Source organism: Rhodobacter maris (assembly GCF_900217815.1).
GTDB classification, from domain to species: Bacteria; Pseudomonadota; Alphaproteobacteria; order Rhodobacterales; family Rhodobacteraceae; genus Rhodobacter; species Rhodobacter maris.
The window spans coordinates 25,667-47,299 of the sequence record NZ_OBMT01000017.1; the positions used below are offsets into that span (position 1 = coordinate 25,667).

The window sequence follows — 21,633 nt, forward strand, 5'->3', positions numbered from 1 at the left end:
CCCCGGTGCCAGCCCCTGTCGGCGCGCTTTGACGTAGCCGCCGGCAGGGGAATTCCCGTCGCTCTTGCGGCAGCCCGATCAAGGCAGGTGGGTCAGAAATCCAGCTCCGCATATTGCGGTGAGGGCGGCATGCCGGGGAGCTGATCGGCCAGAAGCGAGCGGAACGCCGGGCGCGACTTGATTTTCGCATACCATTGCTTGACCACTTCGGAGCGGTTCCAGTCCACATCCGAAATATAATCGAGGCAGCTCAGATGCGCGGCGGCGGCAAAATCCGCGAGCGTCATCAGATCGCCTGCAAGCCAGCGCCGCTGATCGAGCAGCCAAGCCATGTAATCAAGGTGATACTTGGTGGCCGCGAGCCCTTCCTTGACGGTCTTGCTGTCGGGGTAGCCCTTTTTCTGCACCTTCTTCCAGACCCGCTCGCCCATCACCTTGGCGGTGACTTCGGCGTTGAACTTGTCATCAAACCAGGTGCACAGGCGGCGCACCTCAAAGCGCGCCTCCGCATCGCGCGGCATCAGCGCCGGCGTCGGGAGGATCTCGTCGAGATATTCGCAAATCGCCTGACTCTCGGAAAAGAGCCGGTTGTCATAGCGCAGCACCGGCACTTTGCCCGCCGGGTTGCGGCGCAGAAAATCGGCGCTTTTCTCCCAGTAGCGTTCTTCGACAAGCTCCACCTCGATCTTCTTTTCCGCGAGCGTCAGGCGCACCTTGCGGCAGAACGGGGAGAGGGCAACGTGGTAAAGACGGTTCATCGGCACACCCGGACCATGACTTTTCCCCCTGATAGCGGCGGGGGGCGGGGGGATCAATGCTTGTCGGGCCTCTGGCGCGCCTCATCCTTAGGTTTAGTGCGTTTCGGCTTTGGGGCGGGAAGGTCGCGTTCCATCAGCGCAAGCAGCCCCCAGAGCCAGTCGGCCTCCTCCCAGAGATCCGCCTCGATACGAAAATAAGGTTTTGCACCGGGGTAGGGCGCCGCTTCGACCGGGGCTTCGAGATAAGCTGCCGCCGCGGGGATCGGGCGCACGAACAGGCAGTCGTCACAGATCAGCGCGACCATCTTCGCGCCCAGATAAATGCCGTATTCGCCAAACATCTTGCGCGCGCGCACATCGCGGCCCTCGAGCTGTTCGAGGAAAAAGGCGATGGTTTCGGGGGAGGTTGCCATCAGAGCGCGCGGCGCGCGCGCAAGGCGGCCGAGATCGTGCCATCGTCGAGATAGTCAAGCTCGCCGCCAATCGGCACCCCCTGCGCGAGCGATGTGACACTGGCCCCGGATCCCTCCAGCGCCTCGGCAATGTAATGCGCGGTGGTCTGGCCCTCGACGGTGGCGTTGAGCGCAAGGATCACCTCGCGCACTTGCTCACTGGCCACGCGGTCGAGCAGTCGCGGGATGCCAAGTTCCTCGGGACCGATCGCATCGAGCGCCGAGAGCGTGCCGCCCAGCACGTGATAGCGGCCCTTGAAGGCGCCGCCGCGCTCCATCGCCCAAAGATCGGCCACGTCTTCCACCACGCAGATCTCGCCCGTGGCGCGCGCGGGATCGGTGCAAAGCGCACAGGGCGCGCCCGGCGTCACCCCCACCGCGATATTGCCGCAAAGCGGGCAGTCCCGAGCGGTTTCGGCCACATGGGCGAGCGCGGCCGCAAGCGGCGCCATCTGCCCCTCGCGGCGGCGCAACAGATGCAGCACGGCCCGGCGTGCCGAGCGCGGCCCGAGGCCGGGCAGTCGCGCCATCTGCACGATCAGCGCCTCGATCTCGTCGCGCCCGGCTCCCGGTGCCATCTCAGCCCGGAAAGCTCATGTCGGCGGGAAGGCCAAGCTCCGCCATCAGCTTGCGCTGTTCCTCGGCGGCCTTGTCGATGGCGCGCGACTGTGCTTCCTTGATCGCGGCGATGATCAGGTCTTCGACCACTTCCTTTTCCGAGGCGACGAGGATCGAGGGATCGATGTCGAGCCCGCAGATCTCGCCCTTCGCGGTCGCGCGCGCCTTGACAAGCCCGCCGCCCGCCTCGCCGATCACCACGATCCGGCCAAGCTCCTCCTGCAGGGTCATCATGCGTTCCTGCAAGTCTTTCGCCGCCTTCATCATCTTGGCCATGTCGCCCAGCTGGCCCAAACCTTTCAGCATTTTCCTACCCTTTCGTTCGCGTTCCTGAGAGATATGCGGTGGTGTTGTCTCAAGCAAGGGGAGCAACCGTCACGCTGGCCAAACCCGCGTTGCAATCGTTTTGAACTGGGAAACCCCCATCGAATTGCGTTCATTTCGCGCTTTGGACCCTGGCGCTTTAAGACGTGCGATGACCGCGGCCCGGTCAGCTTCCCAAATCTCCACAACTTCATAGTGCCCACTCAGAAGCACCAGAAGAACGGCATCAAACTCGTGGGAGCAATTGATTGAAGGGACGCGCCCCCAAGTCTTTCCGCCGCTCTTCCAGCGGCCCTTTATCTGCAAACGTCGCGCGGGATCCATCCGGATATCTTCGGCATCGTATCCTGGAGAGCGAGCATCTGCGAGACGCAACCCAAGCAATCTTGCTGCTTCGGCCTCCGCGATCTCGCCAGTTACCCCGAGCGGTTTCCCTGTCAATTCATAGTATTCAACGGCAAGCGTCTTGACCTCGTTGAGGATTTCATCCGCCGACCGCATCCCGCTCTCCTATCCGTCCTCGAATGGATCCCATTCGTCTTCCACCTCGGGCAAAGCCTCGGCGGCCTGTTCGGCCTCCAGCTCTTCGGCCAGAGTGATCTCCTCGAATTTCGCTTGCGGGAAGGCGGTAAAGATCGCCTGCACCACCGTGTTGCCCGCGCGTGCCTCCGCCTCGGCGGCCAGTTTCGCGGCATTGTCGCGCTCGAAAATCGTCGGCGCCCCGCCCGAGCCCACGACCGAAACGCCCCAGCGCGCCCCGGTCCAGCCCTGCAACCTTTGCGCGAGGGTCTGCGCGAGGTCGCGCGGCGCGTCGGGCGCGAGTTCGAATTCGATCCGACCGGGCGCATAGCTCACCAGCCGCACCCCATGCTCGACCTGATGCTTCAAAAGCCCGTCGCGCATCCGCGCGATCAGTTCCACCACATCCTCGAACCGCGCATAGCGCGCCAGCATCGAGGCGGCGGGCTGGACGGCGAGCGCCGTCGCGCCGGAAAGGTGGAGCGGGCGCCCGCCCATCATGTGCCGCGTGGTGGCCTCCGCGCGCGGGCTCCCGCCGCCGCCGCCACCACCCTGTGCGGGGCCTTGCCCGCCCGAGGCGCCGGGGCCGCCCATCACCTTGCGCATCAGCGTTTCCGGGTCGGGCAGGTCGGCCACATGGGTGAGGCGAATGAGCGCCATCTCGGCGGCCATCATCGCATTGGGCGCGCTTGCGACCTCTTCGATCGCCTTCAAGAGCATCTGCCAGAGCCGCGACAGCACCCGCATCGGGATTGCCGCGGCAATCGCCTGACCGCGGGTGCGCTCTTCGGGGGGCACGGTCGGGTCATCGGCGGCCTCGGGGGTGATCTTGATCACCGAGACCCAATGGGTGATTTCCGCCAGATCGCGCAGCACCGCCATCGGGTCCGCGCCATCGGTATATTGCGCGCCAAGCTCGGTCAGCGCCGCCGCCGCATCGCCCTTGAGCACATGATCGAAGAGGTCGAGCACGCGGGCGCGGTCCGCGAGGCCCAGCATCGCGCGAACCTGATCGGCGGTGGTTTCCCCCGCGCCGTGCGAAATCGCCTGATCGAGGAGTGACATCGCATCGCGCACCGAACCTTCGGCCGCGCGGGTAATGAGCGCGAGCGCATCATGCGCGATCGCAGCGCCCTCCTTGGTGGCGACTTTCGAGAGGTGGTCGATCATCACCTCCGGCTCGATCCGGCGCAGGTCAAAGCGCTGGCAGCGCGACAGCACCGTCACCGGCACCTTGCGGATCTCGGTGGTGGCGAAGATGAATTTTACATGCGCGGGCGGCTCTTCGAGCGTTTTCAAAAGCGCGTTGAAGGCCGAGGTCGAGAGCATGTGCACTTCGTCGATGATATAGACCTTGTAGCGCGCCGAGGCGGCCCGGTAGTTCACGCTCTCGATGATTTCGCGGATGTCGCCCACCCCGGTGCGCGAGGCGGCGTCCATCTCCAGCACATCGACATGGCGCCCCTCGGCAATGGCGCGGCAATGCTCGCAGAGGCCGCAGGGCTCGGTGGTGGGGCCGCCCGTGCCATCCGTGCCGATGCAGTTGAGCCCCTTCGCGATGATCCGCGCGGTGGTGGTTTTGCCGGTGCCGCGAATCCCCGTCATGATGAAGGCCTGCGCGATCCGGCTCGCGGCAAAGGCGTTCTTCAGCGTGCGCACCATCGCCTCCTGCCCGATCAGATCGGCGAAGGTGGCGGGGCGGTATTTGCGGGCGAGAACCTGATAGCCCGGGGCGGTCTCGGCCGGCGGTCCGGCGGGGCTTTCGGCTTCGGTCATGGGCGCTCCTGAATTGCCTGCGCAGTCTAGCGGCGCAGGCGGGCAAGTCAAACCGATGCCCGCGAGCAGAATGTCACAAGAGGGCCAACAGCGCCCAGACGATCCGCGCTGTCCCGTTTCTTGCCCCGTCGGGCGATCTCGACATCGCGCTTGCCGATCTCACGGCCCCGGAAGTGGCCCTGCCGCAGGCTTCCATCGCCACGACACAAGGCAGCAGCTTCGCAAAGAAAGCCAGGCCCTGGTCCCGTCTGCGCTTCTTGCGTATCACCGCCCGCCCCATGGCATCAGCTCCATGCACCTGAACCGCGCTCTGCGCCAGATCGAGTCCAACCGTGGCAATCTCCCTCGCGACCGGCCTCCTTTATGGATCGTCGCAGGCCCAGCTTGGTGCAACGATGCCATCGGGGGGCGGTCACATCATCCGCACCGGCAACAACCGCAGGGAAAGCCGTCCGGCCGCGCGCTCTTCCCGGCTCGCGCAGGAGCGAACCCGGCAAAGTAAAAGGCCGCCCCGAAGGACGGCCTCTGACCCGTGAAAGAGCAGATCTTACTTGATCTTGCCTTCCTTGTATTCGACATGCTTGCGTGCGACCGGATCGTATTTGTTCACGGTCATCTTTTCGGTCATGGTGCGGGCATTCTTCTTGGTCACATAGAAGTGCCCGGTGCCCGCCGTCGAGTTCAGACGGATCTTGATCGTCGTCGGCTTCGCCATTTTCAGTCTCCCAGAGTCGGGCGCGCGACGCCCGCTAAATCCTTGAAGCCTGCCTTTTAGTCAGCCCGAAGACGGAGTCAACCGCAAAGGAAGGGCGAAGGACGATTTTTCGCGATGCGCTCTCGTGCGCGTGCGAAAGAGATATGCGCGGAGGGCCTGTAAGCCGGATTCTGTCCGGGGGTCGCCCCCCTGGATGACCATTCCTCTGGGTCTGCGGTCACCCGCAGCCTCAAGCCGCCAACCCGGACCGCTCGGGGCGAAGCTCCCCTGCCGTCTCCGTTGCCGGATGCGGCGCGCGATCCCTATTCGGCGTTGCTCCCGGTGGGGCTTGCCGTGCCGGTCCTGTTGCCAGTCCCGCGGTGGGCTCTTACCCCACCGTTTCACCCTTGCCCCCGCAAGCGAGGGCGGTCTCTTCTCTGTGGCGCTTTCCCTGGGGTTGCCCCCGCCGGGCGTTACCCGGCACCGTTGCTTCAGGGAGTCCGGACTTTCCTCGACCGCCCAGCTATCCGCAAAACGGAGCTATGGGCCGCCGCGGTCATCCAGCCCTCCGCGCGCGCCTGCCTTACGCTGCACAAGGGCCAGAGGTCAATGGGGCGCTGCCTCTTCTCTCAGCTCGAGCGCCAGGAGCCGCCGTCCGCGCCAAAGCGCAGGGCGAGATCGGTGATCAGCGCCATGTCGGTGGCATCGAGGGGCCCCGCGTGGCGCTGCCGGAACCGCAGCCGGAACGCCGCGAGCAGCACTTCCAGCGGCGCCTCCGGATAGCCAAAGGTCTCGGCCATCCCCAGAAAGCCCGCCGCGGTCACGGGAGGGGCGATGCCGCCCGGCGCGGGCATCACCGCAAGGCCCTGTCGCGCCAGCCGTGCCCAGTCAAAGCGCGGACCCGGGTCCGCCTTGCGGCCGGGTGCCATGTCGGAATGCGCAATCACCGCCTGCGGCGCGATGCCCCAGCGTGCGAGAATCGCTCCCAGAAGCGCTTCAAGCGCCGTCATCTGCGGCTCGGGGAAGGGCGCGTCCCCCGGATTAGCAAGCTCGATGCCGATCGAGCTCGAATTCACATCCGTAAAGCCCGCCCAGCCGCCCGCCCCCGCATGCCAGGCGCGCATCTCCTCGGGCACCAGCGCCTCGACCGTGCCATCCTCGGCAATCAGCCAATGCGCGGAGACTTCGGCCGCGGGGTCACAGAGCCGCGCCCGCGCCGCGGCGCAGCTCGCCATCCCGGTGTAATGCAGAACCACGAGCTCGGGCCGCGCGCCGCCGCGTCGCGCGCCAAAATTCGGCGACGCGGGGGCCTCGGTCACTGCCGCGCCGCCTGGAACGGGCGCGGATCCCAGCCACAGGCGAAGCCGTCGCCATCGGGATCGAGGTTGGCCGGGTCGCGTTCGGGCCCGCCACGGCGCAGAAATTCCATCTGCGCCAGATCGGGCGAGATGAATTTGCCGCAGGCGCGCGCGGAATTGCTGAGCTTGATCCCGCCGCGTTTGTAGACCTGCTGGCCCGGCGCATTGGTCGCGGCGAGCGCATAGGCCGCAAGGTTCGGCCCGGCACTGCCCGTAGCGGCCGCGGGAGACGGGGGAGCGGCAGGCGCCATCGCATCGAGAGGCGCGCCAACACCGGTTGCGTTTGGCGCCACCTGCACCGGGTTCGTTTCCCCCGCCGGGGCGGTGGCGCGCAACGCGGCCAGCGTCTCGGCGCCGATCGAGCCGTCGCCCGCCGCCACCTGACCGGCTGCCGATTGCACCGGCGTCGCGCCATAGCCCGTGCTCCCATAGCTGGAGGCCGCGCCCGGCGTCGCGGTCGCGGACGCGGGAGACATGGCAGCAGAGCCGCGCAGCGCGGCCTCGCGCTGCTGCAGGTAGCTTTGGTAATCGCCGAATCCGACCCCCGCGGCGGAATTGGGCACTGGCGGATCACAGGCTGCGAGCGCCAGAACCGGGAGAACAAACACCAGAGTCTTGCGCATCGCGTCCCTCCTTACCACCACTGCGCGGGTTTTGCCGTGAAGCCCGCAGCCTTCTCCAGCACCAGCGCCTGATTGAGCAGATCGCCTTCGCCCCAGGGCTTGCCGATCAGTTGCAGCCCCATCGGCAGCCCCTTCGCATCAAGCCCGACCGGGACCGAAATGCCCGGCAGCCCCGCGAGGTTCACCGTCACGGTGAAGACGTCATTGAGATACATCTCGACCGGATCGGCATCCTGCATCTCGCCCAGGCCAAAGGCCGAGGAGGGCGTTGCCGGGGTCAGGATCGCGTCGATCCCGGCCTCGAAGGCAAGGTCGAAATCGCGCTTGATCAGCGCGCGCACGCGCCGCGCGCGGTTGTAATAAGCGTCATAGAAGCCCGCCGAGAGCACATAGGTGCCGATCATGATGCGCCGCTGCACCTCCGGGCCGAAGCCCTCGGCGCGGGTCTTTTCATACATGTCGACAATGCCTTCGCCCGAGCCAAGCGTGGCGCGGTGGCCGTAGCGCACGCCATCATAACGCGCGAGGTTCGACGAGGCCTCTGCAGGCGCGATCACGTAATAGGCCGGCAGCGCGTATTTGGTGTGCGGCAGCGAGATATCGACGATTTCGGCGCCCGCATCGCGCAGCATCGCCGCGCCATCGTTCCAAAGCTTCTCGATTTCGGCGGGCATGCCGTCCATGCGGTATTCTTTCGGGATACCGATTTTCTTGCCGCGGATGTCGCCCGTCAGCGCCGTTTCGAAATCCGGCACCGGGAAATCGACGCAGGTCGAATCCTTGGCGTCGTTCGAGGCCATGGCGGAAAGCATGATCGCGGCATCGCGCACCGATTTAGTCATCGGCCCGGCTTGGTCGAGCGAGGAGGCGAAGGCGACGATGCCCCAGCGCGACACCCGGCCATAGGTGGGCTTGATGCCAACGATACCGGTGAAGGCGGCGGGCTGGCGGATCGAGCCGCCGGTGTCGGTGCCGGTCGCGGCCAGGCAGAGATCGGCCGCCACCGCCGAGGCGGAGCCGCCCGAGGAGCCGCCCGGCGTCAGTTGCCGGTCATCCACCTTCCAGGGGTTCACCACCGGGCCGTAGCAGGCAGTCTCGTTCGAAGAGCCCATCGCGAACTCGTCCATCGAGAGCTTGCCGAGCATCACCGCGCCCGCATCCCAGAGGTTTTGCGTGACGGTCGATTCATATTCCGGCTTGAAGCCCTCAAGGATGCGCGAAGCGGCCTGCGAGGCCACGCCCTTGGTGCAGAACAAGTCCTTGATACCAAGCGGAATGCCGCACAGCGCGGGCGCTTCGCCCGCCTTGAGGCGGGCATCCGCCGCGCTCGCCTGCGCCAGTGCGATCTCGGGGGTTTTCGCGCAATAGGCGTTGAGCGCCGCGGCGCCCTCGATCGCAGCAAGGCAGCTCTCGGTCAGCTCCACCGCAGTGAAATCGCCCTTTTTCAGCCCGTCACGGGCCGCGGCAATCGTCAGTTTGTTGAGGCTCATTCCACCACCTTCGGCACGGCAAAGAAGCCCTCGCGGGCATCGGGGGCATTGGCGAGGATCTTGTCCTGATAATTGCCGTCGGTCACTTCGTCGACGCGGCGCTTGAGCCGCATCGGCGTGACCGAGGTCATCGGCTCGATGCCCTCGACATCCACCTCGTTGAGTTGTTCCATGAAAGTCAGGATGCCCGAAAGCTGTTCGGCCAGTTTGGGCAGGTCGGTTTCGGCCACGCGAATGCGCGCCAGATGCGCCACCTTGCGGGCGGTGTCGATGTCGATGGACATGAATATCTCCGCTTGTCTTGGCCCGGGTTTAGCGTTGCCGCGCCAAGGCTGCAAGCATGCGCTCCCCTGCGGGCTTCCCTTGTCACTCAGTTGCGCTAGGTTTGTGCCACCCATTCACCCAACCGACAGTGAGGAGCATTGCGATGAAACTGATCTGGCTTGGCCATTCCGGCTTCCGTCTCGAGATCGAGAAGGCGGTGATCCTGATCGACCCCTGGATGACGGGAAACCCGATGTTTCCGGCCGAGCGGCGCGCCGAAGCGCTTGCAGGCGCCACGCATATCCTGCTCACGCATGGCCATGGCGACCATTCGGGCGACACGCTCGCAGTGGCGAAGGAACTCGAGATTCCGGTGGTTGGTATCTATGACATCGTCAGCCATTGGGAAGCGCATGAGCATATCGAGGGCATCGGCTTCAACAAGGGCGGCACGGTCGATCTGGGCGGCGCCAAAGTGACGATGGTGCCCGCGAGCCATTCCTCCTCGATCTCGGGGCCGACCGGGCCGATCTATACCGGCACCGAGTCGGGTTACATGATCGCGGGCGAGGGCCATGTGATCTATGTCTCGGGGGATACCTGCATCTCCTCGGAAATGGCGTGGATGGGCGAGTATTTCCGCCCCGATATCGGCATCCTTTCCGCGGGCGGCCATTTCACCATGGACATGCGCGCCGCCGGGTGGGCCGCAAAGAAATACTTCGATTTCAAGACGGTGATCCCCTGCCATTACCGGACCTTCCCGCTTCTGGAGCAATCCGCCGCGGCGCTGATCGCGGCGCTCCCCGGTGTCGACGTTATCGAACCCGAGGTGATGGCGCCGATCTCGCTGTGAACGGCGTGGTGATCGAAGGCTTGCATGGGGGGGCGGTGACGACTATATGACGCCGCGAGAGGTTGGCGCGGGCGAGCGCCTCGCCAACCCGGTCAGGTCCGGAAGGAAGCAGCCGCAACGAGCCCCGCTTGGGTCGCTGTCCAGCCTCTCACCCTCCCCCCTCGTGCTCCTTGGCCTAATGGAATGACCTGCGCTCCAAGGGCCTGCGCTGCAAAAGCTGCTACAAGATCTGCGCCGCGCCACGTTTCGGAGGTCGCCGTGCCCCGTGGCGCTTTGGCTTATCGAAGTCGCCCGCAGCCTTCTTCCCGCATTTTCGCGGCCTCTCACATCCCGCCGGGACATGGGATTCAGGCCGAAGTTCAGAGCAGAAGCAGGGCGGCGAGTATGACGATACTGGTGAAGGTGGCGCCAACGATCACCCAGGGGCTCGGCAGGGCAGCGGGCGGATCGAGCGGCGGCGGATGCAGGGCGAGATCGCGGCGGCGGAGCGGGGCATCGCGCGGGTCAGTATCGATGGCGTGGTCGGTCCCGGGAGAGCGATCGTCGGCAAGCGCATCCTCGTGGTCGTGCCGGCCGCCGAGCGTCAGCGGCAGATGCGGGGCATGCGGGTCAAATGTGTCGGTCGGAGCGTGATCGGTTGCCTTGGCGGGGCCGTCGCGGCGGGGCTCGCTGCGCGGGGGAGCATGCGGCAGGGCACGAGTGGCGGCCTGTTGCGCGAGCAGCGCCTGCAGAGGCGCGGTCTCGGTGCCAATCATTTGCCCGGCGCCGATCATCTGCGCGGTGACGAGCGCGCGGGAGGAGGCGGAGCTGGTCGTGGTCTCGGCATTGGCCAATGCGCTCGCGAGGGCCGTCTCGGTTTCCGCTAGCGGCAGGGAGAGGTCAGGGCCGGCGTGCTCGGCCGCAGCCGGGGCCGGGCGCGCAGCGCCGGCGGCGGCTGGGAGGGCCACTGGCAAGGCCACGGAAAGGAGTTGTGCCGAGGCCGCGCCCTGCTGTGGCGTGGCCCCCTGCGGCAGCGGCAGCGGCTGGCTGCCCGGGGCGGTCGGAAGCGGCGTCGAGGGCAGGGGGGTCAACATGGCTCGCTCGCAAACAGGAACGCCCGAATCGTCGCAAGAATCAATGAACGGAGGGTTAATCCGCTTGCGGAGCCGGTGTTTGCGGCGGTTTCACCCGGAACACGATACAGTAGAGCGCGGGGGCGAAGACCAGCGTGATCAACGTGCCGGCGATGATGCCCCCCATCATCGCAAAAGCCATCGGTGCCCAGAACACCTCGCGCGAGATCGGAATGAGCGCCAGCGAGGCGGCGGCGGCGGTGAGCAGAATGGGCCGCGCGCGGCTGTCTGACGCCTCGAAGACTGCGTCCCAGTGGCTCTGTCCCTTGCCCCGCAGATCCTGCACTTCCGCCATCAATATCAGTGAATTGCGGATCAGGATGCCGACCAGTGCCAGAACGCCCAGGATCGCGACGAAGCCGAGCGGCTGGCCCGAAGGCAGCATCGCCGCAACCACGCCGATGAGCCCGAGCGGTGCGACGGCCAGCACGATGAACATCAGCCGGAAGCTCTGCATCTGCACCATCACGAGAGTGAGGATGACGAGCACCATCAGCGGCACCACGGCAACGATCGGCGCCTGGCTTTCGCCACTGCTCTCCGCCACGCCGCCGGGTTCGATCGTGTAGCCCGCGGGCAGGGTCGCGGTCTGCGCGGCGATTGCCGGGGCGAGATCGGCGGTGATGGTGGCAGGCTGATTTTTCCCCAGCACCGCAGTTTTCACGGTGATCGTCGGCACCCGGTTGCGCGCGTGCAGCACCGGCGCCTCCATCTGCCATTCGAGCCGGGCAAAGCTCAGCAGCGGCACCGGCACTCCGGTGGGCGAGGGCAGTTGCAGCGAGCCGAGCGAGGCGAGCGAGGAACGATCCGCGGCGGTGCCGCGCGCCACCACATCGACGAGCGTCTGCCCGTCGCGCAGCTCGGTCACGGTGACACCCTCAAACAGCGTTTGCAGTGCCTGCGCCACGTCCTTTTGGGTCAGACCAAGCTGGCGCAGCCGCTCCTGATCGAGCACGACGCGGGCAACCCGCACCGGCTCGCCTTCGTCGATCGTGATATTGGTCAGCCGCCCGTCTGCGGCGAGCCTTTGCGCGAGGCTGCGCGCCTCGTCGAGAAGCCGCGCCCGGTCCGGCCCCATGATCCGGTATTGCACAGGCTTGCCGACCGGAGGGCCCAGCTCGATCAGCTTGGTGAAAACATCGACACCCGCGAAAGCGGCGCTTTTCTTTGCCAAAGCGGCACGCAGCGCGTTGCGCTCCTCCAGCCCCGCCGTCATCACCACGATCTGCCCCATGAACGAGGCGGGGGTGGGCCGGTCGAGCGAGAGCAGGAACCGCGGGGCGGACTGGCCGACATAGGTGGTCCAGTACCGCGCCTCGGGACGGGTGGCGAGCCAGGCGTCGATCTCGGCCATGGCGGTATCGGTGGCGGCGATGGCGGAGTTCTGGCGCAAGGTGACGTCGACCAGCAATTCGGGCCGGTCCGAAGCGGGGAAGAACTGCTGCTCGATATGGCGCATGCCGTAAAGAGAGCTGGCAAAGAGCACGACAGTGGCGAGCACGGTGAGCCAGCGCGCCCGCATCGCCCCGCGCAGAAGCGCGCGGAAGGCACGGCGCAGCGGCCCCGGGCGCCGGTCGTGATGGGGCAGATGCGCGGGCAGCACCGTGGCCCCGATCAGCGGCGCGAACAGCACCGCGACGATCCAGCTCAGAAGCAGCGAGATGGCGATGACGTAAAACAGGGAGAGCGTGTATTCGCCCGCCTGAGAGGAGTTCAGTCCGATCGGAATGAACCCGGCCACGGTGACGAGCGTGCCCGACAGCATCGGAAAGGCGATCGAGGTCCAGGCATAGGAGGCGGCGCGGCCGATCTTGTCGCCCGCCTCGAGCCGGGCGATCATCGTCTCGATGGCGATCATCGCGTCGTCGACCAGAAGCCCGAGCGCGATGATCAGCGCGCCGAGAGAGATCCGTTGCAGCGTCACGCCCATCGCTTCGAGGATGACGAAGGTGAGGGCCAGCACGAGCGGGATCGACAGCGTCACCACGAGCCCCGCGCGCCAACCCAGCGAAATGAAGGAGACCAGAAGCACGATCGCCACCGCTTCCGCGAGGGCGCGCAGGAAGTGATTGACCGATTCCTCCACCACGTTCGGCTGATCGGCAACCTTGTGAAGCTGCATCCCCACCGGCAGTTCCTGTGCCACACGGTCCATCAGCCGCGTGAGTTCGGCGCCGAAATCGAGGATATTCGCCCCCTCCTTCATACCGATGATCAGCCCCACCGCCGGTTTGCCATCATACCGGAAAAGCGCCGAGGGCGGATCGACGAAACCCGCGCGTACGGTGGCGACATCGGCCAGCGTGAAGAAAATATCTCCCACCCGCAACGGCGCAGCGGCAAGGTCTTCGGCCGTTGCGAAGCGCCCCGACATCCGCACCGCGATCATTTCGTCGGCGGTGCGGATCACGCCCGAAGGGACGATGGCGTTCTGTGCCGCCAGGGTTTCGAGCACTTCGGACTGATCGAGCCCCAATGCCGCCAGCTTGCGGGCCGAAAATTCGACATGAACCACCGGATCCTGGGTGCCGACAAGCTCCACCTTGCCCGCGGCTTTCAGCGTCAGGACCGCCGAGCGCACTTCTTCCACCCGGTCCTTCACCTCCTGCGGCGAGAAACCGTCGGCGGTGAAGGCATAGATCGAGCCATAGACATCGCCGAAATCGTCGCTGATTGCGTAACCCGCGAATTCGGAAGGAAATTCCGGTTTAAGATCCGACATCATGTTGCGGATCTTGAGCCAGGTCTGGATCACCGCGGGCCCGCGTGTCTCGGGGGTCAGCTCGACATAGACAACGGCGCGGCCGGGATAGGTTTCGGAGCGCGTGAACTTCAGGTTCGGCAGCTCCTGCATCTTCTTTTCGATCCGGTCGGTGACCTGTTCGCGCGTCTCCTCGGCCGTGGCGCCGGGGAGCGCCGCGGTGATGAACATCACCTTGATCGTGAAGGACGGATCTTCCTCGCGGCCGAGGTTCATGTAGGAAAGAACGCCCGCGACAAGCGAGACGATCAGCAGATACCAGACCATCGAGCGGTGCCGCAAAGCCCAGTCGGAGAGGTTGAAACTCATGGGTCGACCCTCGCGCCGAGCTGTTGGCCCTCGGTGAGGGAATGAATGCCCCGGATCGCCACCTCGTCACCTTCGGCAAGCCCGGAGCGGATCACCACGCGCGGGCCGATCTGCTGGCCGAGGCTGACGGCAGTGGCGCGGGCGCGACGTTCGGGGTCGAGGCGCCAGACCATCGGTTGCGCTTGTGTGCCCCAGATTGCCGCGCGCGGCAGCGTCAGCAAGGTGGCTTGCGGCAGCTCGAGCCGGGCCGAGACCAGCGCGCCGAGCCGGAGCCCGCGGCCTTCGTCGGCGAGGGTGATCCTGAGCCGGTGTGCGCGCGTCGAAGGGTCGGCAACGGGTTCGATCAGCCGCAACCGCCCCTCGGTCACCAGCGCATCCTCGTAGCGCGCCGCGATGCTGAAGGGGGCGGCTTCTGGCAGGACGGCGAGCACCTCGTCGGGCACGTCGATCACAGCCTCCCGCCCGGCCGCCGTGGCGAGCCGCAAAACCGGCGTGCCCGGGCTGACCACGGTTCCCGGCTCGGCGAGGATGCGGCTCACGATCCCGGCGGCGGGGGCGGTGAGCGTGCCGTAGCGCGCGGCATCCTGGGCACGGGAGAGATCGGCTTCGGCCGCTTCCACCGCGGCGCGGGCGGAAAGGTCTTTCGCCTGCGCGGCTTCCAGCGTGGCCTTGGGGGCCACACCGCGGCGGTGCAGCTCTTCGGCACGCGCCCGGCTCTGAGCGGCAAAATCGGCCTCGGCGCGGGCAGCGCTGAGGCCTGCCTCGGCAGCGGCGACATCCTCGGCGAGCGTGACCTGATCGAGCGTGGCGAGAACCGTACCCGCCGCGACACTGTCGCCCAGATCGACGGGGCGGGTGGCGATGCGCCCGGCGGTCTGAAACGCGAGCGGGGTTTCGACCGTTGCGGCGATCACGCCCGGAAACAGCCGCGCCGTCATCGCCGAGCCGGTGACGATCTCGCTCACCACCGGGCGCGGGGCCTCCTCGGCGGAGATGGCGCCAAACGGCACAAAGAGGGCGAACAGGAGCGTGGCGGCGGCTCTCGATCGGGTCATTCCTGCCCCTCCTGCACCTGAACGAGCTGACCCGGATAGAGCAGATGTGCGCCCCGGGTAACGACAAGCGCGCCCTCGGGCAGGCCCTCGGCGATCTCGACCGCATGATCGGTGTATCGCAGCACCCGCACCGGGGTGAGTGCCACGCGCCCGCGCCCGGGGACACCCTTGACCGCATCCAGGGTCCAGACCGCGGCCTTCCCGCCCTGGCTCACCAAGGCTTGCCAGGGCAGCGCCATCGCGGCGCCATAGCTCAGGTCGACGGCTGTCACCACCGTGGTGCCCAGCCCGGGCGGCGGCAGATCCGGGGCGGGGGCCAGCTCGGCCTTCACCCGCACCGTGCCGCCGTCGCTCGAGACGAGCGGGGCGATTTCGGTGACGGTCGCCTGTCGCTCTGGCCCGGATTCGCCCAGCGGGTGGAGCGTTACGGCGCGGCCTTGAAAGCGGTCGAGTGCGGCGAAATCAGGAATATAGAACACAGCCTCGCGGGCGCCGTCGCGGGCGAGGGTCAGCACGGTCTGGGCCGCTTCGACGATTTGGCCGGGTTCGGCGGTGCGGGCGGTGACAATGCCCGAGACCGGCGCGAAGAGGGTGCAATCGGCCAGCGTTTGCGTGGCCTTGGCACGGGCGGCATGGGCCTGATCGCGCGCCGAGCGGGCCGAGAGCGCCGCCTCGGTCGCGGCATCAAGTGCCGCCTGGGTGGCAAAGCCGCGCGCCGCGAGGCCGGCGGCGCGGGTCAGCGCCTGCTCGGCCTGGGTGAGCGTGGCCTCGGCCGCGGCATCTTGCGCCTGGGCGGCACGCAGGGCCGCTGCCGCCTGGGTCGGATCGATTTCGGCGAGCACTGCGCCCGCCTCTACCCTGTCGCCAACCTCGGCGTTCAGCGCCAGCAGCCGCCCGCCGTTGCGAAAGCCCGCGGGCACGGCTTCGGCGGCCTCGATCGTGCCGGACAGCTCGAAATGCAGGAGGACCGGCGCGGTATGGGCCGTAACAATCCGCACCGGCAGCGCCTCTTCGGCGCCAGCCGGAAGCACCAGAAACGGCAGCGCCATGACCACCCCGGACGCCCGGCGCATCAAAGCACCGACGCGGCGAAACCTGCTCTCGCGCGGCATCCTGCCTCCCTGTTTCTTGCGCCTCTTAGATTTCGGATTTTTCTGATTCGCGAAAGGGAAAGGGTGACGAAAGCGCCCGTGCCGTTACGGGACAGGAGGAGACGCGGCGTGCGCCGGGTCCGGCGGAGGCGCGGGTGCGGAGACCAGCACGCCCGCCTCAAGCCGCAATACGGTATCGGCAAGCCGCGCCGCTTCGGCCGGATCATGGCTCGTCATCATCGTGGTGGCCCCGAAATGGGCATGCATCCGGCGCAAATGGCCTTGCAGCTCGGCGCGGGTCTCGGGGTCGAGCGCGGAGAGCGGCTCGTCGAGCAGCAAAAGCCCGGGCCGCCGCGCCAGCGCCCGCACCAGCGCGAGCCGTTGTTTCTGCCCGCCCGAGAGCTGCGCGGGATAGGCCCGGGCGAGATGCGCGAGCCCGGCGATCTCGAGCATTTCGGCCACTCTCCCGGCGCGGGCCTTGCCCCTGAGGCCGGGCAGGGCAAAGCCGACCTGTGCGGCCGCGGTCATGTTCGGAAAGAGCGCGTAATCCTGAAACACGAAACCCAGATCGCGCGTGCGAACCGGCGCGAAGATCCCCGCCTCGGACTCGCTCCAGATCCGCGTGCCCATCGTCACGCGCCCCGTCGCGGGCCGCTCGAGCCCGGCGATCAGTCGCAGTAGCGTGGTCTTTCCGGCGCCCGAGGGGCCCGTCAGAACAACAAAGCGCCCGGCCGGAATCGTCAGGCGGACGGATAGATCGAACGCCCCCTGCGGCCCCTGCAGGCGATGCGTGAGATCCACCGAAAGCGAAGCCGTGACGGGCGCGGGGGCGGGGCTTGGCACGAAGTTTGACGGCCGCTCGAGCATGGGTGGCTTGCATCCTTTCGATGTATAGTAGAACTATATAGCGTAAGGCGCGCTGTCCAGCGTTGAGTCCTGTGCGCGCCAACCTCTTGTTTCACCGGAGAAAGCCATGAGCATCCGCCGTCGTTCGAAAATTCTCTCCGTCTTTGTCGCCGCGACGGTGGCGTTGGGCGCGGGGGCTGCGGCGCCGGTTTTTGCCGAAGGGCTGACGATCGCTGCCGGCGCGGGCTACCGTCGTCCGATGGCGCAAGCCTTCACCGCGTTCGAAGCCGCGGGCGGTGAAAAGGTCGGGCAGGTTTACGGCAATATGGGGCAGGTGCTCGGTCAGGCGCGCGAGAGCGGGCAGATCGCTATGGTCTGCGGCGACCGCAAGGTGCTGGCGAAGGCCGAGGGGCTCGCTTTCACCCGGTTCGTGCCGCTCGGGGAGGGCAAGCTCGTCGTCGCCTACCGCAAGGGCGTGAGGCTTGCCGCGCCCGAGGCGATCACCGGCCCTGAAGTGACGCGCGTGGGCATTCCGGATGCCAAGGCCGCGGTCTATGGCAAGGCCGGGCGGCAATATCTGGCCAAAAGCGGAGTGGGGGATCAGGTTGCGGCCAAGCTTGTCGAGGTGCAGACCGTGCCGCAAGTGACCGCCTATCTGAGCGCGGGCGAGGTTGATGCGGGTTTCCTCAACATCACCGATGCGATTGGCGCAGGCGATGCGATCGGTGGTTATGTCTCTGTCGATCCAAAATATTATGACCCGATCGAGATCGCCTGCGGCGTAATTTCGCCCGCGGCCGAAGGCTTTGCGGCCTTCCTCGAAAGCCCGGCGGGCCATGCGATCATGGAAGCGAACGGGTTGTGAGCGGTGACAGGCGCAGCGCTCGGCGAGAGCCTTGCCGGGGTGCTCGGCGATCCCGCGCTGGCTTTTCCGCTGGCGCTCAGCCTGCGCATCGCCCTTGCGACGCTTGCGGTGCATGCCACGCTCGGCATCGCGTTGGGCTGGGCGCTGGCGCGGCGTGGCTGGTGGGGGCGGGGGCTTGTCGATCTTTTGGTGCTGCTGCCGATGGTGTTCCCGCCGATCGTGCTCGGTTTCGCGCTTCTGATAGTGCTGGGGCGGCGCGGGCTTGGCGGCTGGCTCGAGGCGCACTTGGGCTTTGGCTTTGTCTTCACCGAGACGGGGGTCTGGCTCGCCTCGGTGATCGTCGGTTTGCCGCTGATCGTGAAGCCCGTGGAGGCGGCGATTGCGGCGCTGCCACGCAATCTGGCGGAAGCGGCACGCACCCTCGGCCATGGCGAGGCGGTGATCTTTGCGCGGGTGATCCTGCCCAATATCGCGGGCGCCGTCGGCGCCGGGCTTTTGATGGCCTCGGCGCGCAGCCTTGGAGAGGTGGGCGTCACGCTGATGCTCGGCGGCAATATTCTCGACCGGACCAACACGATTTCGCTCGAGATCTACAATGCCGTGACAGTGGGCGAGTTTCACCGTGCGCTGGTGCTTTCGGGGCTGCTCGGGCTCGTTTCCGTCGCGGTGTTTGTGGTGCTCCGTCGCCGGGCCGCGTCCCCGCTGTGAGCCGCCGCTTTCGACTGGAGCTGCCATGAACGAACGCCCCCTTACCGCCGCGCTGAGCCTGCAACGCCCCGGCGACGCCCGGATCGGGCGCGACCGGATCCGGCTTCTTGCCGCCATCGACCGGCTCGGCACGATCGCGGGCGCCGCGCGCGAGCTGGGGATGTCTTACAAGACCGCCTGGGATGCGGTGGCCACGCTCAACAACCTGTTCGAGCGGCCGCTGGTCGAGGCGGCACCGGGCGGGCGCACCGGCGGCAATGCCCGCGTCACCGAGGCGGGCCGGGCGCTGATCGGCGGTTTCGGCCGGCTCGAGGAAACGCTCGATCGGGCGCTCGCCGATCTCGAGGCCGACCTGCTCCCCGCACCGGGTGCGGAACGGCCGCTCCCGGTGCGCGGCGCGGCGATCGGCACGTTATGGAGCCTGAGCATGCAGATTTCGGCACGCAACACTTTCCGCTGCACCGTCACCGGGTTGAGCCCGGGCGCAGTCAACACCGAGGTGGAACTGGCGCTGACCGATGGTCACCGGCTGGTCGCGGTGATCACGGAACGCGCCGCTCAGGACATGGGCCTTGCCCCCGGTCGCGCCGTCTTTGCATTGATCAAATCAAGCTTCGTGATGCTCTCGGCGGGGGGGGATCCGGGCCGGATTTCCGCGTGCAACCGGCTCACCGGGCTTGTCGCCGCGCGCTCGGACGGGCCGGTGAACAGCGAGATCGTGCTCGATCTTGGTGCCTGCAAGTCGATCACCGCGGTGATCACCCGCACCAGCGCTGATGCGCTTGGCCTCGCGCCGGGCGTGCCCGCAACGGCGCTTTTCAAGGCGAGCCACGTCATTCTGATGTGCCCCTGAGGACCGCCGCGCGGTAAGGGCCGCGCGACGTGAAATGGTTGCGGCCGGACCCGGCCTGTGGCGTGGCTCAGGCCTTGCCGACGATCACATCGCTCGATTTGATCACGGCGCAGGCCGCATCGCCCACTTTCAGTGCAAGATCTTCCGCCGCTTCATTGGTGATCGAGGCGGTGACGATGGTGCCACCGATATCGATCTTCACATGGGTGGTGACATGCCCGGTTTCGACCGCGGTGACGGTGCCGTTGAGAATGTTGCGTGCAGAGAGTTTCATGGGCTGTCCTTTCCTGAAAAACCGAAATCGGAGGCGCCGGAAGATCCGGCCCTTCCTTGATCGGACGAAGCAAGCGCTTTGACAATATGGGAAAAACTCACATATCGCGCGGCGCGACCGCAGCGGGTTGGGGGGGGGCTTGCGGCGCGGCGTCGCACGTGGCAGGGCTTGCGCCGGGGCCCGGGGCCCCGCGAAAGGCAGGCCGGAATGAACGACAACACCCGTGGCATCCTCTTCATGGTGCTGGCGATGGCGGTGCTCATTGGCTCCGACATGGTCGTGAAACGGCTCGCCGAGGGGATGCCGCTCTTCGAGGTGATCTGCCTGCGCCACATCGTCATGACCCTTTGCCTCGGTGCGATGGCCTGGCGCGAACGCAGCTTCGTGCGCAAGCTCGGCGGCGGGGCGCGGGCGCTCGTGGCGCTGCGCACGCTGGGTGAGGTCGGCATCGTGATGTTCTACATGCTGGCCTTGACGATGATGCCGATGGGCACCGCGACGGCGCTGTTCCAGCTTCAGCCGCTCGCGGTGACGCTCGCCGCGGCGGTGTTTCTTTCCCAGCCGATCGGGCCGCGGCGGATCGCAGTGATTGCGGTCGGCTTCTCGGGGGTGCTGCTGATCGTGCCGCCGGGGGCGCTCGGGCCGGGGCAGGGGGCGCTTGGCCCGGGGGCATTCTTTGTGCTGCTCGCGGTGGTCTGCGTCTGCCTGCGCGATATTTCCACTCGCGCGCTTGGCCCCGGCGTTCCCGCCCCGGTGCTGGCCTTCCTTGCCTCTGCGGCGCTTCTTTTGGTGAGTTTCATCGCGATGCAGATCCGCGGCGGCTGGGTGCCGGTGAGCCCGTCCGAGCTGGGCGGCATCGGTCTTGGTGCGGCTTTGCTGATGGCGGGCTATCTGGCGATGGTGCATGCGATGCGCACCGGCGATATCGCGGTGATCGCGCCGTTTCGCTATGTCTCGCTGGTGTTCGGGCTGCTCGGCGGCTTCGTGCTGTTTGGCGAGGTGCCACGTCCGGCCATGCTTCTGGGCGGGGCGATCATCGTTGCGAGCGGAATGTACACGTTCCTGCGGGAACGTCAGTTGCGGCGCGCCGAGCATCATCGCCGTTGAGCCCCGGGGCCTTCCTCTGTAGAAGAGCCAAAACCCGGGATCGAAACGGAACACATCAATGGAAATCGTCGCCGACAGGATCGGTAAGGCCGCCATCATGGCCGCGATCAGCAGCCGCGAGGAAGAAGACCGGATCAAGGCGCAAATCGCCGAGCGTCCGGATTGGAAAATCGGCATCACCTATGTGACCGGGCGGCGCACCGATATCGAACGCGGGTTCGTCAAGTCGATCGTCGCCTGCGCGCTCAACTCCGGGGTGATCCGCCACCGCTCGCAAGAGATCCATGGCGTCATCCACGCCGGGCTTGAGTGCCTGCATGGGGTGAGCGCCTCGGTGGTGGCGGAATCGAACCTGAAGCTCAAGGTGGCGCTGGTCTCGGATGGTCACTGGGTCGCGGTGGCGGCGCATGGCGAATCAGCCTTCCACCCGCTTACCAACCACGAGCGCATCGGCTTTGGCGTGATGCATATCTGACTGTCGCAAACTGCATGGCCCCTGCAAACGGGGCCGGTTTGTGACGAAATCTCCCGCATTTGTGAAGTTTTCAAGCTGCTCGCGGAACGGGCGGATCGGCGCGGGTGCGAGCCGCGATCTTGCAGTGAATCTGAGCCATATATTTGCCCAGAAAGCCGAATTTATTGGAATAAAACCTGTCAACTGTGGCTGGATGCCGCACTTTTGGGCGGTAAAAACGAATGCTGGACAAGCTGAAAAAGGAGGCGTATCGCTTGCGTCAACCCCGGGGTGACAGCCTCACAGGATGTTGACCGGAGTTACCCGAGCCCTGAAAAGCCGGGTCGTGATCCCGTGATGAGCCTGTCGTGATACGCCGGCAGCGCTGACAAACCTGAAGCACCGCGTGCCTAAGTGACTATCGTGTGGTGCATTCCTGACGGTTCTTCGGACCGGATGTAATCCT

General features: G+C 66.6%; 23 protein-coding genes, 2 other RNA genes and 1 pseudogene. 7 read left to right on the plus strand and 19 right to left on the minus strand.

Features of this window, described 5'->3' with window-relative positions:
* Positions 1 to 92: 92 nt before the first annotated feature.
* The 13 genes and pseudogenes from fzlA to gatC form a co-directional block, all read right to left on the minus strand.
* A complete protein-coding gene (fzlA, locus tag CRO22_RS16400; RefSeq protein ID WP_097071245.1) occupies positions 93 to 758 on the minus strand; it encodes an FtsZ-binding protein FzlA in 666 nt (221 codons plus the stop codon).
* Positions 759 to 811: 53 nt separating this feature from the next.
* Positions 812 to 1,171 carry a TfoX/Sxy family protein gene (locus CRO22_RS16405; RefSeq protein ID WP_097071246.1) on the minus strand — a complete coding sequence of 120 codons (360 nt, stop codon included), beginning with the start codon at positions 1,169 to 1,171 and terminating at the stop codon, positions 812 to 814.
* Positions 1,171 to 1,788 carry a recombination mediator RecR gene (gene recR, locus CRO22_RS16410; RefSeq protein ID WP_097071247.1) on the minus strand — a complete coding sequence of 206 codons (618 nt, stop codon included), beginning with the start codon at positions 1,786 to 1,788 and terminating at the stop codon, positions 1,171 to 1,173. Before recR ends, CRO22_RS16405 begins: the two co-directional genes overlap by 1 nt.
* Before the next feature lies 1 nt (position 1,789).
* Positions 1,790 to 2,134 (minus strand): YbaB/EbfC family nucleoid-associated protein, encoded by a 345-nt coding sequence (locus tag CRO22_RS16415; RefSeq protein ID WP_097071248.1) that lies wholly within the window; start codon positions 2,132 to 2,134, stop codon positions 1,790 to 1,792.
* A gap of 69 nt (positions 2,135 to 2,203) precedes the next feature.
* The gene (locus CRO22_RS16420; protein WP_097071249.1) at positions 2,204 to 2,653 is read right to left on the minus strand and encodes a DUF6998 domain-containing protein; all 450 of its coding nucleotides are present in this window, start codon (positions 2,651 to 2,653) and stop codon (positions 2,204 to 2,206) included.
* Between the two features lie 9 nt (positions 2,654 to 2,662).
* The gene (locus tag CRO22_RS16425) at positions 2,663 to 4,447 is read right to left on the minus strand and encodes a DNA polymerase III subunit gamma/tau (RefSeq protein ID WP_097071250.1); all 1,785 of its coding nucleotides are present in this window, start codon (positions 4,445 to 4,447) and stop codon (positions 2,663 to 2,665) included.
* 134 nt (positions 4,448 to 4,581) lie between these two features.
* Positions 4,582 to 4,787 (minus strand): annotated as a pseudogene (locus CRO22_RS16430) (IS110 family transposase); the annotation flags it as partial.
* Between the two features lie 207 nt (positions 4,788 to 4,994).
* A complete protein-coding gene (gene rpmG / locus CRO22_RS16435; RefSeq protein WP_036638206.1) occupies positions 4,995 to 5,162 on the minus strand; it encodes a 50S ribosomal protein L33 in 168 nt (55 codons plus the stop codon).
* A 143-nt stretch (positions 5,163 to 5,305) separates the two neighbouring features.
* Positions 5,306 to 5,713, minus strand: an RNA gene (gene rnpB, locus CRO22_RS16440) — RNase P RNA component class A.
* Positions 5,714 to 5,770: 57 nt separating this feature from the next.
* Positions 5,771 to 6,460, minus strand: coding sequence for an N-acetylmuramoyl-L-alanine amidase (locus CRO22_RS16445; protein WP_097071251.1), 690 nt, complete (start codon positions 6,458 to 6,460; stop codon positions 5,771 to 5,773).
* On the minus strand, positions 6,457 to 7,122 hold the full coding sequence (locus CRO22_RS16450; RefSeq protein WP_097071252.1) for a hypothetical protein: 666 nt from the start codon (positions 7,120 to 7,122) through the stop codon (positions 6,457 to 6,459). The genes CRO22_RS16445 and CRO22_RS16450 overlap by 4 nt, the downstream gene beginning before the upstream one ends.
* Before the next feature lie 11 nt (positions 7,123 to 7,133).
* Entirely contained in the window at positions 7,134 to 8,612 is a 1,479-nt protein-coding gene (gene gatA / locus CRO22_RS16455) for an Asp-tRNA(Asn)/Glu-tRNA(Gln) amidotransferase subunit GatA (RefSeq protein WP_097071253.1), read from the minus strand.
* Entirely contained in the window at positions 8,609 to 8,896 is a 288-nt protein-coding gene (gatC, locus tag CRO22_RS16460) for an Asp-tRNA(Asn)/Glu-tRNA(Gln) amidotransferase subunit GatC (protein ID WP_097071254.1), read from the minus strand. Before gatC ends, gatA begins: the two co-directional genes overlap by 4 nt.
* Positions 8,897 to 9,039: 143 nt before the next feature.
* Between gatC and CRO22_RS16465 the strand changes: the two genes are divergently transcribed.
* Both CRO22_RS16465 and ffs read left to right on the plus strand, forming a co-directional pair.
* Positions 9,040 to 9,732, plus strand: a complete 693-nt coding sequence (locus CRO22_RS16465) for a metal-dependent hydrolase (RefSeq protein WP_097071255.1) — start codon at positions 9,040 to 9,042, stop codon at positions 9,730 to 9,732.
* A 56-nt stretch (positions 9,733 to 9,788) separates the two neighbouring features.
* An RNA gene (gene ffs, locus CRO22_RS16470) (signal recognition particle sRNA small type) lies at positions 9,789 to 9,885 on the plus strand.
* Positions 9,886 to 10,091: 206 nt separating this feature from the next.
* Here the strand turns inward: ffs and CRO22_RS16475 are convergent.
* From CRO22_RS16475 to CRO22_RS16495, 5 genes are all read right to left on the minus strand, one after another.
* On the minus strand, positions 10,092 to 10,805 hold the full coding sequence (locus tag CRO22_RS16475; RefSeq protein WP_097071256.1) for a hypothetical protein: 714 nt from the start codon (positions 10,803 to 10,805) through the stop codon (positions 10,092 to 10,094).
* Positions 10,806 to 10,860: 55 nt separating this feature from the next.
* Positions 10,861 to 13,914 carry an efflux RND transporter permease subunit gene (locus CRO22_RS16480; RefSeq protein WP_097071257.1) on the minus strand — a complete coding sequence of 1,018 codons (3,054 nt, stop codon included), beginning with the start codon at positions 13,912 to 13,914 and terminating at the stop codon, positions 10,861 to 10,863.
* Entirely contained in the window at positions 13,911 to 14,969 is a 1,059-nt protein-coding gene (locus CRO22_RS16485) for an efflux RND transporter periplasmic adaptor subunit (protein WP_097071258.1), read from the minus strand. Before CRO22_RS16485 ends, CRO22_RS16480 begins: the two co-directional genes overlap by 4 nt.
* A complete protein-coding gene (locus tag CRO22_RS16490; protein ID WP_097071259.1) occupies positions 14,966 to 16,081 on the minus strand; it encodes an efflux RND transporter periplasmic adaptor subunit in 1,116 nt (371 codons plus the stop codon). Before CRO22_RS16490 ends, CRO22_RS16485 begins: the two co-directional genes overlap by 4 nt.
* 84 nt (positions 16,082 to 16,165) lie before the next feature.
* Positions 16,166 to 16,927 (minus strand): ATP-binding cassette domain-containing protein, encoded by a 762-nt coding sequence (locus tag CRO22_RS16495; protein WP_097071260.1) that lies wholly within the window; start codon positions 16,925 to 16,927, stop codon positions 16,166 to 16,168.
* Between the two features lie 106 nt (positions 16,928 to 17,033).
* Here CRO22_RS16495 and modA point away from each other — a divergent pair, with 106 nt between their 5' ends.
* Genes modA through CRO22_RS16510 form a run of 3 tightly spaced genes read left to right on the plus strand, consistent with a single transcriptional unit; the run spans position 17,034 to position 19,332 of the window.
* Positions 17,034 to 17,771, plus strand: coding sequence for a molybdate ABC transporter substrate-binding protein (gene modA, locus CRO22_RS16500; protein WP_097071261.1), 738 nt, complete (start codon positions 17,034 to 17,036; stop codon positions 17,769 to 17,771).
* A gap of 3 nt (positions 17,772 to 17,774) precedes the next feature.
* A complete protein-coding gene (gene modB / locus CRO22_RS16505) occupies positions 17,775 to 18,479 on the plus strand; it encodes a molybdate ABC transporter permease subunit (protein WP_097071262.1) in 705 nt (234 codons plus the stop codon).
* A 25-nt stretch (positions 18,480 to 18,504) separates the two neighbouring features.
* A complete protein-coding gene (locus tag CRO22_RS16510; protein ID WP_097071263.1) occupies positions 18,505 to 19,332 on the plus strand; it encodes a TOBE domain-containing protein in 828 nt (275 codons plus the stop codon).
* 67 nt (positions 19,333 to 19,399) lie between these two features.
* Here the strand turns inward: CRO22_RS16510 and CRO22_RS16515 are convergent, their stop codons facing one another.
* Positions 19,400 to 19,606, minus strand: a complete 207-nt coding sequence (locus tag CRO22_RS16515; RefSeq protein WP_097071264.1) for a TOBE domain-containing protein — start codon at positions 19,604 to 19,606, stop codon at positions 19,400 to 19,402.
* Positions 19,607 to 19,813: 207 nt separating this feature from the next.
* Here CRO22_RS16515 and CRO22_RS16520 point away from each other — a divergent pair, with 207 nt between their 5' ends.
* Both CRO22_RS16520 and CRO22_RS16525 read left to right on the plus strand, forming a co-directional pair.
* Positions 19,814 to 20,713, plus strand: a complete 900-nt coding sequence (locus tag CRO22_RS16520) for a DMT family transporter (protein WP_097071265.1) — start codon at positions 19,814 to 19,816, stop codon at positions 20,711 to 20,713.
* A gap of 58 nt (positions 20,714 to 20,771) precedes the next feature.
* The gene (locus tag CRO22_RS16525) at positions 20,772 to 21,188 is read left to right on the plus strand and encodes a HutP family protein (protein WP_097071266.1); all 417 of its coding nucleotides are present in this window, start codon (positions 20,772 to 20,774) and stop codon (positions 21,186 to 21,188) included.
* Positions 21,189 to 21,633 lie beyond the last annotated feature (445 nt).

Coding starts and splice junctions, on each gene's coding strand:
- fzlA (WP_097071245.1), bottom strand. CDS start 758: ATGAACCGTCTTTACCACGTTGCCCTCTCCCCGTTCTGCCGCAAGGTG.
- CRO22_RS16405 (WP_097071246.1), bottom strand. CDS start 1,171: ATGGCAACCTCCCCCGAAACCATCGCCTTTTTCCTCGAACAGCTCGAG.
- recR (WP_097071247.1), bottom strand. CDS start 1,788: ATGGCACCGGGAGCCGGGCGCGACGAGATCGAGGCGCTGATCGTGCAG.
- CRO22_RS16415 (WP_097071248.1), bottom strand. CDS start 2,134: ATGCTGAAAGGTTTGGGCCAGCTGGGCGACATGGCCAAGATGATGAAG.
- CRO22_RS16420 (WP_097071249.1), bottom strand. CDS start 2,653: ATGCGGTCGGCGGATGAAATCCTCAACGAGGTCAAGACGCTTGCCGTT.
- CRO22_RS16425 (WP_097071250.1), bottom strand. CDS start 4,447: ATGACCGAAGCCGAAAGCCCCGCCGGACCGCCGGCCGAGACCGCCCCG.
- rpmG (WP_036638206.1), bottom strand. CDS start 5,162: ATGGCGAAGCCGACGACGATCAAGATCCGTCTGAACTCGACGGCGGGC.
- CRO22_RS16450 (WP_097071252.1), bottom strand. CDS start 7,122: ATGCGCAAGACTCTGGTGTTTGTTCTCCCGGTTCTGGCGCTCGCAGCC.
- gatA (WP_097071253.1), bottom strand. CDS start 8,612: ATGAGCCTCAACAAACTGACGATTGCCGCGGCCCGTGACGGGCTGAAA.
- gatC (WP_097071254.1), bottom strand. CDS start 8,896: ATGTCCATCGACATCGACACCGCCCGCAAGGTGGCGCATCTGGCGCGC.
- CRO22_RS16465 (WP_097071255.1), top strand. CDS start 9,040: ATGAAACTGATCTGGCTTGGCCATTCCGGCTTCCGTCTCGAGATCGAG.
- CRO22_RS16475 (WP_097071256.1), bottom strand. CDS start 10,805: ATGTTGACCCCCCTGCCCTCGACGCCGCTTCCGACCGCCCCGGGCAGC.
- CRO22_RS16480 (WP_097071257.1), bottom strand. CDS start 13,914: ATGAGTTTCAACCTCTCCGACTGGGCTTTGCGGCACCGCTCGATGGTC.
- CRO22_RS16485 (WP_097071258.1), bottom strand. CDS start 14,969: ATGACCCGATCGAGAGCCGCCGCCACGCTCCTGTTCGCCCTCTTTGTG.
- CRO22_RS16490 (WP_097071259.1), bottom strand. CDS start 16,081: ATGCCGCGCGAGAGCAGGTTTCGCCGCGTCGGTGCTTTGATGCGCCGG.
- CRO22_RS16495 (WP_097071260.1), bottom strand. CDS start 16,927: ATGCTCGAGCGGCCGTCAAACTTCGTGCCAAGCCCCGCCCCCGCGCCC.
- modA (WP_097071261.1), top strand. CDS start 17,034: ATGAGCATCCGCCGTCGTTCGAAAATTCTCTCCGTCTTTGTCGCCGCG.
- CRO22_RS16510 (WP_097071263.1), top strand. CDS start 18,505: ATGAACGAACGCCCCCTTACCGCCGCGCTGAGCCTGCAACGCCCCGGC.
- CRO22_RS16515 (WP_097071264.1), bottom strand. CDS start 19,606: ATGAAACTCTCTGCACGCAACATTCTCAACGGCACCGTCACCGCGGTC.
- CRO22_RS16520 (WP_097071265.1), top strand. CDS start 19,814: ATGAACGACAACACCCGTGGCATCCTCTTCATGGTGCTGGCGATGGCG.
- CRO22_RS16525 (WP_097071266.1), top strand. CDS start 20,772: ATGGAAATCGTCGCCGACAGGATCGGTAAGGCCGCCATCATGGCCGCG.